Annotated in this window: 19 protein-coding genes and 1 tRNA gene; 8 read left to right on the top strand and 12 right to left on the bottom strand. The window is 43.2% G+C overall.

All coding sequences use genetic code 11. From position 1 onward, the window contains the following. Nucleotides 1-19: 19 nt before the first annotated feature. Genes ACH6C1_RS18200 through ACH6C1_RS18190 form a run of 3 tightly spaced genes read right to left on the bottom strand, consistent with a single transcriptional unit; the run spans nt 20 to nt 3139 of the window. Nucleotides 20-1777: an ABC transporter ATP-binding protein gene (locus tag ACH6C1_RS18200; protein WP_374079646.1), complete on the bottom strand. Its 1758-nt coding sequence runs from the start codon at nt 1775-1777 to the stop codon at nt 20-22. Continuing rightward, nucleotides 1759-2208 (bottom strand): hypothetical protein, encoded by a 450-nt coding sequence (locus tag ACH6C1_RS18195; RefSeq protein WP_374079644.1) that lies wholly within the window; start codon nt 2206-2208, stop codon nt 1759-1761. The genes ACH6C1_RS18200 and ACH6C1_RS18195 overlap by 19 nt, the downstream gene beginning before the upstream one ends. A gap of 43 nt (nt 2209-2251) precedes the next feature. Beyond that, entirely contained in the window at nt 2252-3139 is an 888-nt protein-coding gene (locus ACH6C1_RS18190; RefSeq protein WP_374079642.1) for an exonuclease domain-containing protein, read from the bottom strand. 140 nt (nt 3140-3279) lie between these two features. On the opposite strand from ACH6C1_RS18190, the gene ACH6C1_RS18185 reads away from it, so the two are divergent. Then, nucleotides 3280-3352: transfer RNA gene (locus tag ACH6C1_RS18185), tRNA-Ala, on the top strand. A gap of 410 nt (nt 3353-3762) precedes the next feature. Further along, nucleotides 3763-5121: an arsenic transporter gene (locus ACH6C1_RS18180; RefSeq protein WP_374079639.1), complete on the top strand. Its 1359-nt coding sequence runs from the start codon at nt 3763-3765 to the stop codon at nt 5119-5121. 333 nt (nt 5122-5454) lie between these two features. Here the strand turns inward: ACH6C1_RS18180 and nadD are convergent, their stop codons facing one another. From nadD to ACH6C1_RS18155, 5 genes are all read right to left on the bottom strand, one after another. Next, nucleotides 5455-6069 carry a nicotinate (nicotinamide) nucleotide adenylyltransferase gene (nadD, locus tag ACH6C1_RS18175; RefSeq protein WP_095223572.1) on the bottom strand — a complete coding sequence of 205 codons (615 nt, stop codon included), beginning with the start codon at nt 6067-6069 and terminating at the stop codon, nt 5455-5457. A 1-nt stretch (nt 6070) separates the two neighbouring features. Continuing rightward, on the bottom strand, nt 6071-7534 hold the full coding sequence (locus tag ACH6C1_RS18170) for a nicotinate phosphoribosyltransferase (protein ID WP_374079636.1): 1464 nt from the start codon (nt 7532-7534) through the stop codon (nt 6071-6073). Next, entirely contained in the window at nt 7531-8091 is a 561-nt protein-coding gene (locus tag ACH6C1_RS18165) for a cysteine hydrolase family protein (RefSeq protein ID WP_374079634.1), read from the bottom strand. The genes ACH6C1_RS18170 and ACH6C1_RS18165 overlap by 4 nt, the downstream gene beginning before the upstream one ends. Before the next feature lie 18 nt (nt 8092-8109). Beyond that, entirely contained in the window at nt 8110-8886 is a 777-nt protein-coding gene (locus ACH6C1_RS18160; protein WP_095223569.1) for an NUDIX domain-containing protein, read from the bottom strand. Between the two features lie 114 nt (nt 8887-9000). Beyond that, a complete protein-coding gene (locus ACH6C1_RS18155; RefSeq protein ID WP_095223568.1) occupies nt 9001-9237 on the bottom strand; it encodes a hypothetical protein in 237 nt (78 codons plus the stop codon). A gap of 83 nt (nt 9238-9320) precedes the next feature. Here ACH6C1_RS18155 and ACH6C1_RS18150 point away from each other — a divergent pair, with 83 nt between their 5' ends. After that, nucleotides 9321-9584, top strand: coding sequence for a hypothetical protein (locus tag ACH6C1_RS18150; RefSeq protein WP_374079632.1), 264 nt, complete (start codon nt 9321-9323; stop codon nt 9582-9584). Here the strand turns inward: ACH6C1_RS18150 and ACH6C1_RS18145 are convergent. The 3 genes from ACH6C1_RS18145 to ACH6C1_RS18135 form a co-directional block, all read right to left on the bottom strand. Beyond that, complete coding sequence (locus ACH6C1_RS18145) at nt 9577-10161, bottom strand: NAD(P)H-dependent oxidoreductase (RefSeq protein ID WP_374079630.1); 585 nt, start codon at nt 10159-10161, stop codon at nt 9577-9579. The genes ACH6C1_RS18150 and ACH6C1_RS18145 overlap by 8 nt on opposite strands. Nucleotides 10162-10262: 101 nt before the next feature. Further along, a complete protein-coding gene (locus ACH6C1_RS18140; RefSeq protein ID WP_095223565.1) occupies nt 10263-10493 on the bottom strand; it encodes a DUF4190 domain-containing protein in 231 nt (76 codons plus the stop codon). Nucleotides 10494-10606: 113 nt separating this feature from the next. After that, nucleotides 10607-12034 (bottom strand): alanine/glycine:cation symporter family protein, encoded by a 1428-nt coding sequence (locus ACH6C1_RS18135; protein ID WP_374079627.1) that lies wholly within the window; start codon nt 12032-12034, stop codon nt 10607-10609. A gap of 138 nt (nt 12035-12172) precedes the next feature. Between ACH6C1_RS18135 and ACH6C1_RS18130 the strand changes: the two genes are divergently transcribed. The 3 genes from ACH6C1_RS18130 to ACH6C1_RS18120 all read left to right on the top strand — a co-directional run bounded on the left by ACH6C1_RS18130 (nt 12173) and on the right by ACH6C1_RS18120 (nt 13152). Beyond that, nucleotides 12173-12352 carry a hypothetical protein gene (locus ACH6C1_RS18130; protein WP_095223563.1) on the top strand — a complete coding sequence of 60 codons (180 nt, stop codon included), beginning with the start codon at nt 12173-12175 and terminating at the stop codon, nt 12350-12352. Beyond that, on the top strand, nt 12349-12741 hold the full coding sequence (locus ACH6C1_RS18125) for a GNAT family N-acetyltransferase (protein WP_374079623.1): 393 nt from the start codon (nt 12349-12351) through the stop codon (nt 12739-12741). The genes ACH6C1_RS18130 and ACH6C1_RS18125 overlap by 4 nt, the downstream gene beginning before the upstream one ends. A 102-nt stretch (nt 12742-12843) precedes the next feature. Continuing rightward, entirely contained in the window at nt 12844-13152 is a 309-nt protein-coding gene (locus ACH6C1_RS18120) for a DUF3243 domain-containing protein (protein ID WP_095223561.1), read from the top strand. A gap of 35 nt (nt 13153-13187) precedes the next feature. Here ACH6C1_RS18120 and ACH6C1_RS18115 read toward each other — a convergent pair whose 3' ends face one another. Beyond that, nucleotides 13188-14081, bottom strand: coding sequence for a ComEC/Rec2 family competence protein (locus tag ACH6C1_RS18115; RefSeq protein WP_374079620.1), 894 nt, complete (start codon nt 14079-14081; stop codon nt 13188-13190). Nucleotides 14082-14207: 126 nt separating this feature from the next. Between ACH6C1_RS18115 and ACH6C1_RS18110 the strand changes: the two genes are divergently transcribed. Both ACH6C1_RS18110 and ACH6C1_RS18105 read left to right on the top strand, forming a co-directional pair. After that, the gene (locus ACH6C1_RS18110) at nt 14208-14789 is read left to right on the top strand and encodes a GNAT family N-acetyltransferase (protein ID WP_095223559.1); all 582 of its coding nucleotides are present in this window, start codon (nt 14208-14210) and stop codon (nt 14787-14789) included. Between the two features lie 91 nt (nt 14790-14880). Continuing rightward, the gene (locus ACH6C1_RS18105) at nt 14881-15732 is read left to right on the top strand and encodes a glycosyltransferase family 8 protein (protein ID WP_374079616.1); all 852 of its coding nucleotides are present in this window, start codon (nt 14881-14883) and stop codon (nt 15730-15732) included. The last annotated feature ends 40 nt before the right edge of the window (nt 15733-15772 follow it).

Below are 15772 nucleotides of genomic sequence, written 5' to 3'. Positions count from 1 at the left end.
ATGCGGAGAAGGACTCTATTTATTCCATTTTACCCGCAAGCAGCTGCTGCTGGGATGCGAATTCCCGGTATAGATCATGACGTTCGAACAACTCCTCGTGCGTCCCGATACCAGTAATTCGTCCTTTTTCAATAAATACAATCTGATCAGCATCCACAATTGTTGATAGCCGGTGTGCTATCACGAAGGTAGTTCGATTCTGCATCAAATTCTGCAGTGCTTGCTGAACGTAAATCTCTGAACTGCTATCAAGACTTGAGGTTGCTTCATCCAGCATGAGGATTTGTGGATCACGTAAAAGCGCTCTTGCGATAGCAATACGCTGCCGCTGTCCTCCTGATAGCTTCACTCCTCGTTCGCCAACCTTCGTCTCATATCTATCAGGCAATTCTTCTATGAACTGTTTCGCATACGCCATTTCAGATACACGTTCCAGTTCTTCCTGTGATATTTCCCTTTCCAAGCCATAGCAGATATTATCACGAATCGTGCCGGATAATAGAGCCGTTTCCTGTGCCACGTAGCCAATTTGGCGGCGCCAGTCATGCAATTTAAAGTCTTGGATAGGTGTCTTACCCAGTTGGATTGTACCGCTAGTCGGCTCGTAATACCGTTCAAGCAAACCGAATAGAGTCGATTTTCCGCCACCACTCGGGCCGGCAATGGCGGTTACCTTCCCAGCAGGCGCTGTAAAACTGAGATCATGCAGTACTTGTTCTGCTTGATAAGCAAAACTAAGATTGTTTATATGCAAATCCCCGTCCACGCGATGTATCGGTACTCCTTTATCGCTATCCTCTGTATCTTCTCCAAGTACATCATAGATACGCTCTGTTGCTCCCATCGCCTTCTGAAGATGGGTAAAGAACATGGACAGCTGCGTCATCGGCATGATGATCTGGAACAGATACAGGATGAAAGCTACCATGTCGCCTGCGGATAATGCTCCTGATGCAACACGCACACCACCGTACCCGATAATAGTCACAAGCAAAAGCATCATGATAAAGAGCATGAGCGGCGACAACAGCGCTTGAATTTTAGCTTCCTTCAAGCCATACGTAAATAAAGTTCGGATACCTTTGTTACCTCGTTCCAGCTCTACATGTTCTGCATTCGAGGCTTTGACAAGCTTCATTTCCGGCAATACCTGGTTCAAAACTGCAGTGAACTTCGCTGTCTCCTCCTGCATTATTTTCGATACCCGGTACATCCTGCGCCCAAGTATCATGATGATTCCGATTGCAATCGGAACTGCTAGCAGCATGACAATCGTCATCTTCCAGTCAAGTACAAGCAGAATGATAATCGATCCGACGATGGAGATAATACCTGTAACGAAGCTGGTCAGATGATCCGTAATCAGCTCTTTTACAACCGCTGTGTCATTCGTCACTCGGCTGAGCGTCTCTCCTGTTTCATTATCATGATGAAATCTGATTGGCAGATGCAAAAGCTTATCCCACAATCGTTCGCGCAGTTTAGCGACAACATGGTGGCCGATTTTCGCCAGCAAGTAGATGGATAAGCCACTAGCTAAAGCTTGCAGGACAAAAGCGATGACTAAAATAGCAATTTGGGTACCAGTAATGGATTGCCCAGAGAAGCCATCCACTAGATTCTTCGTGAACAATGGTACCGTGAAGCCGACTCCTGTCGTCAATAAACTCATCACCAATGCAACAATGACCATCATCTTAGGTGGTTTAGTACCTTTAACCAGCGCCAGAAATAATCGCCAATCAAATTTTTTCGTTTCTATTCGATTCTGCTCCATTTTGTTCCCCCAAGTTCTATTAATTGTTCATCTTCTGCAAAGAGCATTGCATAACCTTCATGAGCATTGGTCACTACATATTCTTCTCCCTTCTTCAAAAAGGATAAATCCTCCGGAAGTGCGGGCTGCTGCCAAGAGAAAAGACTATTCGCTGACTTTAAGATTACCTGCTTGGATCCCGTACAAATACGATAATAATAATTCGGTACAGATATATTGGCATCAAAAAGGTTAGCTCTTGTACCATTATCAAGGACAGTTTCCTGCAAATACGGCTCCAAATCTTGCAGCAGCCTATGCAGCGTGGGCTTTTGCCCCATCATCTTTTTAGGAAGCACGGCGAAAGTGACAGTGTCACAAACATCTAATAATCGCTCCAGCAACTGTCTATACGCCTCTTTAGTCAAATCGGTTTCCTTTAATTCATACATCGTGTGCCCTCCAAAAAAAAGAAGTTCTCCTACCGAGAACTTCTTACACCAATGTCAGGAATTTTTCTTCAGAGATGATACGCAGCGGCCGTCCGTTCTCAATCATCCGTTCCGCTTGGACTAGCTTACTCGTTTTCTTGCCAGCAGCAAATTTCTCATAGTCTCTTGCGCCAACAACGAGATAGCGGGTAGACGTGTCCATTTTATCTGTGTGCACGCCGCCTACATTGACAAGTCTTTGGATTGCTTCCTTCCGCTTCAAACTCTTCATTGTCCCCGTAAACATCACCTGTTTTCGGTAGAACGGGTGTGCAGGATCAAATTGATCTGTCTGTGGCTTGATATCACCGTATCTGGATTTGCTTCCCGTGGAACTTGTATCATGGATGCTTTTTCGACTAACCTTTAATGCTTTTGTCAGTTCTTCTATACTCTGTACTCCGGAATCCGCCATCGCATGCAGGAAAATATTCGCTGCAACTCGTGCATCCTCCATGGCATTATGATGCTCGAACATGATCTCCTTGCTGGCAGCTAACGTATTCAGCCGATGGTTGTCCATATCCGGCCACACCTTCTTGCCGATGATTCGCGTACACAAATAATCAAAATCCGGCATTTCCAATCCGTAACGTGCCACCGCTTTACGAATAACACCCATATCAAAACTCGCATTATGCGCGATTACGACATTGCCGGCCAGATAACTGCTTAACTTCGGCCAGATTTCCTTGAACGTCGGCGCATCTTCCACATCCCGTGGAAGAATCCCATGCACCTGGATATTCTGTTCTTCAAAATCCATCAATGGATTGATCAATGTATACCACTCGTCAATCACACCTGACTCATCCGCTACAGCAACACCTACCGAACAAGCACTTGACCAATAACGATTCGCCGTCTCGAAATCTATACTTACAAACCGCACTGCATCGTCCTCCAAATCGACTTTTGTTAAGTAGATTATATCACAGCAGCCGAAAGAGTCCGATCATCGTGCTTGTAAAAAATAGTTGCCAGTAACTGAGAGAAACGCTATAATATTTTTGTGACGTATAAACTACATACGGGGCATTAGCTCAGCTGGGAGAGCGCTTCGCTGGCAGCGAAGAGGTCAGCGGTTCGAGCCCGCTATGCTCCATCTTACAAAAACCCTTATTTTTAAGGGTTTTTTCTTGTTTTAAAGGTAATAAATCATGCATTGGATCAACTGCACAATACCTCGGACCGGATTAGCTTCTTTCTACTTTCATGCTTTACTATACCTATCATTTATCACATCTCTAGTAATAGAACCTACTCTTTCCTGCCCTTTTCCCTTTGCAATTTCATAGTTCCTTTAGAGAAAACACCTGTAAAGCCACTTGAGACAATATCTCCTATTCCTCTTTCTAGACATTTCACTCTAGTAGACAAACATACATTTCGACAATTTAGGTATAAAAATCTAGTCCTTCTATTTGCATTTGAATATACATGTAAAAAACAGGTCGGGGGAGGTTCAAACTTCCGATTAAAAAATAAAAGGGAAGGAAAAAGGAGTTGTGCAAGATGACATTAGAAATAGGAATCACGGTATTCACATTCCTAGTTACTATGCTGGTCATCCTCTGGAGGCCACGTGGGCTTAATGAAGCTATCCCGGCAGCAGTAGGTGCCGCGATAATTTTATTGACAGGAGTTGTTTCAGGGCCTGATGCGGCAGATATAGTGGATAAGATTGGGGGAGCCGCAATTACGATCATGGCCACAATCGTCATGGCGGTCATATTAGAGAGTTTCGGTTTCTTTCACTGGGTCGCTGCAAAGCTAGCTAATTTGGCTCGGGGTTCGGGGTATCGGTTATATTGGTACATTCAGCTTTTATGCTTTTTAATGACACTCTTGTTCAATAACGACGGAAGTATCTTAATTACAACACCAATCCTAATTTTACTTCTCAGGAATCTCCGCTTACCGACACACCAGCAAATTCCATATTTATTGAGTGGTGCCCTTATCGCTACAGCCTCCAGTGCACCGATTGGAGTAAGTAACCTCGTCAATTTGATTGCCTTGGAAATAATTGATATGTCACTTTATATGCACACAGCTATGATGTTTGTTCCGGCGACATTAGGATTACTGTTTATGTCTTGGCTAATGTTCATGGTCGTGAAGAAAAAATTACCTGTATCATTACCTGAATCTGTAAAGGACATCGAAGAACACTTCTTTACGCAACACTTTAAACCGATACAAGGCAGGAAGGTATTTACTGACACTAAACAAAAACGAACAAAATTCATGCTTATACTATTGTTGTTTGTATTCTTAATACGCTGTCTGCTGTTTGTCGCTTCTTATCTGTCCATCCCTATTTCAATCGTAGCAGTCCTCGGCTCTCTTGCGTTGCTGGCATGGCGCTGGTATTACTTACGTACAAATCCGATCGACATCATCAAAAAAACACCGTGGCATATACTCGTTTTCGCCTTTTCCATGTATGTCACCATTTACGGCCTGCATAACATCGGACTAACAGAAGTGCTTGTTAGATATAGTGAACCGATTATCAGCCAAGGATTGATGTATGCAAGCTTTGCAATGGGAGGACTTGTTTCGATTCTGTCTAACATCTTCAATAATCACCCAGCCTTGATGATCGGAACATTCACAATGACTGAAATGGGACTTGATCCAATCACTTTAAAAACGATTTATCTAGCGAGTATCATCGGCAGCGACATCGGATCACTATTGTTGCCAATCGGGACACTTGCTTCACTGATCTGGTTATATATCTTGAAACAACATGATATTACATTAAAGTGGATGGACTACCTCAAAGTATCGGTTATTGTCATCCCTATATCCACCATAGTTGCTTTGTTCTTACTCTATTACTGGATCAAGATAGTTTTTTCCTAGCGGCAGGGGTTTAATGAAATATACCCTCCAATTTAATTATGAGATAAGGGATTCAACCAATCAAATTCATTCTCTATAATTCCTTATCTTGTACTAATAGGTAAATACTTAGGTTCATTTTTACTGTATGCAATGGGAAGGAAAAATGAGCTAATTAAAACACCTAAGTGCACGAACTGTCACTTCTGCGATACATCTATTACTCTCATTTAAACACCCTGTATTTACTGTTATTAAATAGTCCCAGCCCACACACTAAGCAGACACTTTCTTAAGGAGGTGTCTTTTTACAATAAAAGACCCCCCTCGGATTTGTAAGGGGGCTGTACTATATTAGTTGTATATCTGATGCTCCTTGATATACTGATAACAGCTTTCTGGCAGCAAATAACGTGGCTCTCCTCCAACAGCAAACTCGTCGCGGATATATGTGGAGCTGATCTCCATCGCCAGTCCTTTATCAATCAAATGGAAAGTTTGTCCGTCATCATGATTTCGCAGCAGCGGAGAATGGCTGATTACCTTCAGCATATCAATATCGTTACGTGCCATGACTATAAATCGGTTATCGCGAACAAGCGCTTCACTGTTCCCCCATTTTCCAGCGCCGATATCCTCTAGCAGGTCAGCTCCCATAATGAAGTAGACCTCATCATCGGGATAGACTTCTTTAAAATGCGTTAGTGTCTGCTCGGTATAAACATTCCAAGCTTCCTGCTTCATCTCATAATCATCTGCAATATAGCAGTCATTATCTTTTATCGCCATCTGCACCATCTGCCAGCGATGTTCGTCTGTCGTATGAAGCTGTTTGTCTTTTCGCTTACTGGAGCATGGCAGGAAAATGACCTTATCCAGCTTACAACGGTGAGCGACCGTACTGGCCGTCCATAAATGGACATTTGTAACAGGATCGAACGATGAGCCATAAATTCCGATTTTCCCCATGCTACTTCTCCTCCAGCTGTGATTTGATGCGCTCGATCAATTCCATTTTATTCTCCCAGCAAGCTGTGCTTAAATCGACAGGATAAGCTTCTGGATTATGAGTCCGCTTATATTCATCCCATAAGAATGTGAGGCTGTGTGTGACATAGTTCCGTGTTTCCTCTAAAGCTGGCAGTTTGTACACGAGTTCTCCCTTTTGAAAAACAGGCTGCTGAAGCTCCTTCGCTTCAAAATCCGTTACAAATTTACTAATGTACGGATAGGTTGGATGGAACATTTTGAGTCGTGGTTCTTCCTCCGGATTTTCATGGGCAAGCGCAATATAATCCCCTTCTGATTTTTGGTTTGCTCGATTGATAATCCGATAGACCCGTTTAAGACCAGGGGTAGAAACCTTTTCAGGATTGGCGCTGATTTTGATTGTATCGGCCATATTTCCATTGTCATCTTCTATGGAAACTATCTTATACACCGCTCCTAATGCTGGCTGATCAAAAGCAGTAATAAGCTTCGTCCCGATACCCCAGTTGTCGATTTTGGCTCCCTGTGCCTTCAGAGCACCAATAGTCTCCTCATCCAAATCATTGGATGCGGTAATTTTCGTTTCCGTAAAGCCTGCTTCATCAAGCATTTCCCGTGCCCGCTTTGATAAGTAGGCTAAATCGCCGCTGTCCAGACGAATAGCATTAAAACGGATCTTGTCACCCATTTCTTTAGCGACTCTAATCGCATTTGGCACACCGGACTTTAACGTATCGTACGTATCCACAAGAAACGTGCAATCCACATGCGTTTCGGCATATTTACGGAATGCTTCATACTCATCACGATAAGCTTGCACAAGTGCATGCGCGTGGGTTCCAGCAACCGGTATACCGAACTTTTTGCCTGCCCGCACATTGGACGTTGCATGAAAGCCGCCGATAAATGCCGCTCTCGTCCCCCAAATAGCCGCATCCATCTCCTGGGCCCGCCTGGAGCCGAATTCCATCGCTGTATCTCCCTCATCCAATACATGCATGATACGGGCAGCTTTTGTAGCGATGAGTGTCTGGTAGTTCACGATATTCAGCAGTGCTGTTTCGATCAGCTGTGCTTGAGCAAGCGGAGCTTCTACCCGGATGATCGGCTCGGTACCGAAGACAAGCTCTCCTTCCTTCATGCTGTACAAATCCCCAGTAAAGCGCAGGTCGCGCAAGTAGGCGATGAACTCCTTCTCATATCCCAGCTCCTGCTCAAGATACTCCAGATCTGAATTCGAGAAACGGAATTCTTTCAAATAATCGATGACTCGCTCCAAGCCAGCGAAAACAGCAAATCCATTACCGAAGGGCTGTTTACGGAAAAACAGCTCGAATACTGCTTTGCGATTATGCTTTCCATCCTTCCAATACGTCTGTGCCATATTGATTTGATAAAGGTCTGTGTGCAATGCCGTGCTATCATCCTGATAATGTGTCATCATTCCGCTCCTCCTTTTGTAATCTCTGCTCCTAACGCGCTTTTAAAGTGATGCAGGGCGTATGTATGCCCCTCTTGGTTGAAACTAGCAACAGCATCTGCGTGAACAACGATTTTGAAGCCATAATTATATGCATCGACCAGTGTATGGAACACACAAATATCTGTTGCTACACCAACAGCATGAATCTCCTTGATACCACGTTCATTTAGCCGCTGCAGCAAATCGGTCCCTGCAAAAGCACTGTATCTTGTTTTATCCATATAATAAACATTCAATTCATGCTTGGCAGATTCATATGCATCCGACAGCTTGCCATAAAGTGCACGTCCCTCTGTCCCATCTATATTGTGCGGTGGATACAGCTTGGTTTCTGGATGATAGGCATCCTTCTCCTCATGCTTATCAATTGCAAAAACAACATAGTCACCGTTCCTAATGAATTCAGAGGTAATCGCCGTAAGTCTTTCCTCTATCTTTCGTCCTGGCACCCCGCAAGTCAGTGCCCCATCTTCTGCTACAAAGTCATTCGTATAATCGATATTTATCAATGCTTTCATCTTTCATCCTCCTCTGGATTAATGACGAGCTGTATAAATCGATTGCTTCAATTCCGCATCAATGAACCGATAAAGCTGAGTTGGCAGCTTGGATGTTCGCTGTGTCTTCTGTCCTTCAACTGCTTCGATGAAAGGCAATGTTTTAATTTTACGTGCAAAAGCTTGCTCATTTTGAATTGCTTTATCATCCGTTATCGTCAGCAAGACTGCCTGCAGTTCCGAGTAAGTGAACAGCTCTGGCAAGAATTGCTTTGCTACTGTAGTTTGCAGTAAATCTCGTGTTATATGAGTAATAGCATGACGGATTATACTGGCGTGATCAAATGCTAAAAGATGCTGCTCCAGATCTTGTACAGGGAACAGTTCCACTTCTGCGGCATCATCATTCGCTTTTCTCTCAAATAATCTGTATTCCGGGACAATAGCATAATGCGCATTCGAGATGATCCACCCGCGCGGATCACGTCCTGGGTCATCGTATACACCAAAGTGTTTCAAATGTATTCCTGCTATTCCCGTCTCCTCTTCCAATTCCCGGCTGGCTGCCTCAATGGCTGTTTCTTCCGGTGTAACGAAACCTCCGGGCAATGCCCACTTCCCTGCTTCGATATTCGGATTTCCTTCCGTATCCTTCTCGGCACGCTTGATGAGCATCAACTTGAGTTTCATTTTTGGCGGAGCATATGCTTTGGTCTTTTCGGAGGTAATGGTAAATACAGCTATATCCGATGTATACCCATCAGGTGTCCGGTAGCGACTAACATCATAAGGTATCTTTTTATTATTCGACTTCAATATGTCAATCTCCTTTTAATTAACATTATGTTAATTGTTAATTGTATTATATGCGGGATTACCACTCTTTGTCAATGATAAACAAAAAAGCCTCCTCCTATAAGGAGAAGACTTTTAAGTCTGTGTAAAGATCATGACGGTTGCACTTGCTGCAATAACGAAGACAATCAAATAGACTCCTGTCATAAGCTTTTTCTTATTTAAGATAGACTCAACTGAAAATAACAGAAACATTATGGACAAAAGTGGCAGCATCAGCTGAGGATTCACTTCGTAATCCCGGTCGATATATCGATAGACACCAATTGCAATGACAATGATAGCGAGCAGAGCATTTATTTTACGTAACATTTGCTTTCTTCCCTTCCAAGTCGCATGATACCATAGACAGTATAACAGGACATAGCTCCTTGTTGAATAGAAAGGTTGTATGTATGATGCCAACTTACGATGAATGGCAAGTGACGTATAAAGAGACTGCCATCCGGGAAATCCAGAAATACTTCAGAATATATGAAATCGGCAACGTATCCGAAGCGATTTTGGAAGCCGGGTCTGCACGGATTGCGCAGCAAGCTGAGCGTATCGATGATAGCACATTTGCATCCTTGCTGGAACAAATCGGACGCAGCTTAGCCGCTAATGATATACAGGATGTCAGAAATAAATATTACGAATTGGAACAGCTGCCTATTTAGCCAGCTTGCAAAAGTACGTTTCGATACGGCTCAGGTACTTTTTCTGTTTTCCGTTCTTTTTTTCCATTCCGCCAAACTCGAAGATTTTCACTTTACGGATACCTACAAATCGGAACAGCGCTCGCTTCATTAAAATCTTATGTGCATTCCCTAAATAAAAGCGGCTGTAAAACCCTGGGCCTTTCATGGTGGAAACACAAACCGCTTGCTTGCCTTTGAGCAATCCTTCAGGCAGCAGACCCTCGTGCCGATAGGCAAAATTTGCTGAGAAGTTTTGATCGATGAATCCAAGCAGCATAGCAGGCGGCCTTCCCCAGAAAATAGGATAAATGAACACAAGCAGATCAGCTCGCTTAATTTTCTCCCGATACGCTTTAAAATGCGGATCGGTATGCATATCACGACGGCGCTTTTTTTCATGGAAAACCAATGCTGGATCAAACTCTTCGGCATACAAATCGATTGTTTCCACTCCGCTGATGGCAGGATTGTGTTCGATACCTTCCTGCACTGCACGGAAAAAGGCATAGTTGAGAGATGCATGATTTGGATGGGCATATACTAACAATGCGTTCATCAATTTCCTCCTGTGCGTTAGATATCTACTTATACGGAAAGAAATTAATAAGGTTACAAAAAAAGAATGCGGCGATTATGCTGCATTCTTTTAAATTCTGTTCAGGCTGTAAGGACAAGAATAAGTATGGCTACTATCTGATAGCCGGCTCCAATGATACTTGTCGCCAAACCTCCGATTGCCATACCTTTCCCTGTTCTTTCCGGGTTCTCCGCTTTTCTTATCGTATGTAAAGCAAGGATGAATCCGATAATGCCAAAGAAGATACCGTATAAAGAAAGAAACAAACTGATGACCCCGAATACGAGCGATATGAGTGCTGTTTTCTGCATGGATCAAAACTCCTTCTTTCTAAGTTCTGTCTCCATTGTATCCCTAGTCTCACCTTGCTGTCCTGTTTCTTAACTTTTCTAAATTATTTTATCCTTAAACAAAAAGTATCCTCTTACGAAGAGGATACTTTTTTATCATCAGCTTGCTTTGCCCAAACATCTTCATCGACGTTCGGAATGCCCGCTACGCTATCTGAATAGAACTGTGGATTCTTTCCTGCCTGTTTTTGTTCCATATAATCTTTTAATGCACGGAAAGCAATTCTTCCGAGCAGCACGATCGCAATCAAGTTGATGAATGCCATAAGTGCCATGAATAGGTCAGCAATTCCCCAAACAAATTCCAGGCTTGCCAATGAACCGACTGCAACCATAGCCACTACAGCCAATCTATAAATGAATAGCCATGTTTTGCTATGCTTGATGAAGTTAATGTTTGATTCTCCGTAGAAGTAGTTACCTACTACAGAAGAGAAGGCAAACAAGAAGACGATTAACGCAATGAATATACCAGCCCAGGATCCGACAAGTGATTCAAGTGCATTTTGTGTAAGAACGATACCGTCAGATTCTGAACTTGTATAAAGACCAGAAAGGATGACGATGAATGCTGTTGCTGTACAAACGCCGAAAGTATCAACATAAACTCCGAGTGATTGAATAAAACCTTGTTTTACCGGGTGGGATACATTGGCAGTGGCTGCTGCTTGAGGAGCACTACCCATTCCTGCTTCGTTTGAGAACATGCCTCGTTTAATACCCTGCATCATCGCAACACCGACAGCTCCGCCGGCAATCTCTTTAATACCAAATGCATCCTGGAAAATGATAGTGAATGCATGCGGTATTTCGGAAATGTTGAAGATAATGATTCCAATAGCTAAAAGGATATATCCTCCCGCCATGACTGGTACGATGATTTCGGATACTTTGACAATTACCTTCGTACCTCCAAAGATGATAAGTGCGCTAATCACTGTCATGATGACTGCCATAAGTTCTTTGCTGATACCGAAAGAACTATGGAACGCACTAACAATCGTATTCGCCTGTACAGAGTTAAACGCCAAACCGAACGTCAAGGTGATGATAACGGCAAAGGTAATACCTAGCCAGCGCTGACCTAATGCTTTCTCCATATAATAAGCTGGCCCGCCGCGGAAAGAAGATTCTCCATCCCGCGTCTTATAAATCTGCGCAAGTGTTGCTTCCACGAATCCAGAAGCAGCACCAAGGAAAGCCATCAGCCACATCCAGAATACCGCTCCTGGACCCCCGACAGAAATAGCCAGTGCTACACCTGCTAAGTTACCAGTACCTACACGTGCCGCGGCACTGATACAGAAAGCCTGAAATGAGCTGACCCCTTTCCCATCAGTGGTCTTTTCACCAATTAATTTAAACATGTGTGGTATTTGCGTGAATGTAGTTAATTTAAGTTTCAGTGTAAAATAAAGACCGACTAGGAGTAATAGTCCCATCATAATATAAGTCCACATAAAATCACTGGTAGACTGAATTATTTTTAATAATATATCCATCTCTTTCTCTCCCCATAAAAAAATACACGATGTAAACTAATGTAACAAAATCTAACATGATACGCAATGTTTATTCCTTCCATAGCGATCTATCATCCGTGCTATACTGGTGTTTACAAAGACAAGGTGGGATATGAATTGAAACAATCTAATGAGAAAAAGCCCTTCCGTTATCCTTTGGCAATCTCGGTGGGTATCATAACAGCTATACTATTTGGAATCGCTTTTCAAAGCCCTACTGTTGGACTTGCTGCTGGATGTATGTTAGGTATCATTTTCGGCACAATGCCTAAGGGAACAAAAAAGGAGGAAGAATGATGATTGCGGTTCGTCCTTATAAAACAGAAGATCTACCGGCAATTGTCAAATTACTAAAAGATGAGAGCTGGACTACCCTTGCAGCTGATCCAGCTAGTTTTGACCAAGCTATGAAAGGCTCTGCCTCCGCTCTCGTTGCGCTGCATAATGATGAAATATGCGGCTATATTCGCTGTATCACTGATCAAGTTATTACCCTGCTCGTCGCTGAACTGCTTGTGGATGGAAAAATGCGCGGACAAGGAGTCGGCGGCAAGCTGCTACAAGAAGCACACGACCTTTTCCCTTCGACCCGTATGGAAATGCTGGCGACCAGTACATCGAAATCATATTACGAACAGAAAAATTTCCGGCCTTTTTATGGCTTCCGAAAGACATATGCGGAGTAATAACTTCTAAATATAGTCCATATGATATATTTTTTCGATATATTGTTTGTTAAAGTGCATATTGGGAATACATTACTAACTCAACAAGAGGAGGTAATGAAAATGGCACATGAAGATCGCGCACAGAATGCTGTGGAAAATCTTTCACAGGAAGATAAGAACGAGATTCTGAACAATTTCCAGAACTTCCAAGATTATTTGGGTAACAAGGTAAAACAAGGTGAGCGCCTTGGCTTGAGCGAAGAAGCTTTGACTAAAGCCGCTAAGCGCGTTGCTGACTATTTGGCAGACAAAGAGGAACCTCGCAACCGTGAAGAGTATCTGCTCAAGCAGCTGTGGCTTGTTGCTGATGAGGAAAACAAGAAGCCCCTTGCGAATACACTTGTGAAGCTAGCAAATCAAACAAACTAACGAAAAAAGCGGATCCGGATTGGATTCGCTTTTTTTTATTTATTATAGATCGGCTCCGGTCTATCACTGCTGATCTGACAGGAAAGCCCATTCGTTTCAATACTGATTGTACCTCCCTTGGCTGTTGCATAAAGCACAGCTCCCACTTTGCTAAGATTTCGAACGACTTCCTTGGTTGGATGTCCTAACTGATTATCTCTTCCGTAGGAAACGACTGCAAAATCAGGCTTTACTTTTTTAAGGAAGGAAAGTGTATTGCTCGTACGGGAACCGTGGTGCGCAACTTTATAGACCTCCGATTCCACTTCATAATTATGTTTCATCTTATATTCCTGCTGTGATTCAGCGTCACTCATAAGCAGAAAATCCACCGTCCGATACGTAAGCCTCAGTACGATGGAGGCCTGATTATTCGTGGCTTTAGGATGGTTGGCATTTAATACTTGAATAGATAAAAGCGGGTCTACCGATATATAGGAACCTTCTTTGGCGATAGTCACCGGGATTTGTTTTTCCGCCAGAATTTCTGTGTAACGCTGATATGTCCTCGTCGTATACAGCTTACCGCTGTCGAGCACTTGGCTCACCTTGAATTTCTCGAGTACCGGAAGAAGTCCGCCGATATGATCGATATCCGGATGAGTAGCAACTAACAGATCCAATTTCTTTACTCCCCGGGCAGAAAGCTCAGATATTACCTTCTCCCCTGATTCTGCGTCTCCTCCATCCACAAGAATATTATAATGGGATGGTGTTTGTATCAGTATGCTGTCACCTTGGCCGACATCAAGAAAATGTACCTGCAGCTTCCCTGATTCGTCGGTTTGTGAAAAGATATAGTCCCATATGCCGCTTCCGCTTCCTGCTGCTGTATTCATCGGGAAACTAAGCATCAAGCAGAGACAGAATAAAAACACCCACTTCTTCATTGCGTTCCGCCCCCTTTTCCATAGGATGCAGTCCGCTTACTAATCATATGCACCAAGATGCAGCTCCTAATTTTAACAATCGATTGGACATGCTATACTATTAGCAATTGAAAGGAGCGACGAATCATGTTTACACATCGCATTGACTCAGCCACTTATATGAAGCTTTTGGAACCTCAGGACAGTGATAAACTGTTCCAGCTGATCGACAGTTCCCGCGATCACCTGCGCCAATGGCTTCCTTGGGTAGATCAGAATACGACTGTCGAGCATAGCAGACAATTCATCCAGCATACTTTGGCGCAGTTTGCAGCCAATGATGGATTTACAGCTGGCATTTGGTATCAAGGGGCTTTAGCAGGAGTAATCGGCTTCCATAAAATTGACTGGCAGAATCGCTCTACCAGCTTGGGTTATTGGCTGGGAGAAGAGTATACTGGTCTTGGTCTTATGCAGAAAGCTGTCAGCAAATCCTTGGATTATGCCTTCCTTGAACTTCGATTGAACAGAGTCGAAATCCGTTCGGCAATCGGAAATGTACGCAGCAGAAGAATTCCGGAGAAGCTTAACTTCACCCATGAAGGAACAATCCGCCAAGCAGAAAAGCTTGTCTATGGTTACGTGAATCACAATGTTTACGGTATGCTCTTGGAAGAATGGGAAGCAAAAGAAAACAGTAAGACAAACGATGATGAGGTAAATGGATAAGCATTTCTTACCAAATTAATTACAATTCCATTACATGCGTTTAGTCTCGTCTCCAACCGGCTATATAAACACTAAGGAGATGAGAAGAACAATGGAAAAGAAAATGCATATTGTATCATCGACAGATGACAACTACGCACAGCACTTGGGTATGACATTGAGTTCTCTACTTGAAAATACTTCAAACCCTGAGGATTTTGTCATTTCAATCATCGATGGAGGAATCAGTCAGCAGAAGAAACAGCTCTTGAAAGAAACAGCAGCCGCCTACAATACACCACTGGATTTCTTGAATGTAGATTTGGATGCATACGGAGGCGCAATCGCCAGTCGCCACATTTCAAAAGCGGCTTACTATCGCATTTCCATCCCTGAAATGATGAATCCAGCTATTGAACGGACGCTGTATGTTGATTGCGATATGCTGGTACTAGATGATGTCAAAAAACTATTCGAAATCGATATGGAAGGCAATATCGTTGCAGCCGTAGGAGACTATGGGGAACACCGCCGTCTGGAGAAAATGGGAATCACAAAAGAAGATCGTTATTTCAACTCCGGTCTGATCCTAATTGATATGAAGGCTTGGCGCGACAATGATATTACAAATAAGGTGCTGACATTCATCAACGAAAATCCGGATAAGCTGGCTTGGCATGATCAGGATGCCCTTAACGCCATCCTATGGAATGACTGGCTGATGCTTCATCCGAAATGGAATGCTCAAACTCATGTTATCTTGAAAGAATATAAAGCGAAGTCACTCAAGGAAGAACGCGTGCTTCGAACAGTAAGAGAAACACCGTCAATTGTCCATTTCTGCGGAGAAGAGAAACCTTGGCAGGAAGGATCCATACACCCTTACACAGATGGCTACTATGAATATTTAGCAAAAACTGCATTTAAAACTGCCGCTAAATCTGAAAATCCCTTATCTGTATAAACTGTTTGTAAAACCGGAGTTAAGATAACTCCGGTTTTTT

This window comes from Terribacillus sp. JSM ZJ617 (assembly GCF_044383785.1).
Taxonomy (GTDB): domain Bacteria; phylum Bacillota; class Bacilli; order Bacillales; family Amphibacillaceae; genus Terribacillus.
This window is presented reverse-complemented; position numbering and strand designations above follow the sequence as displayed.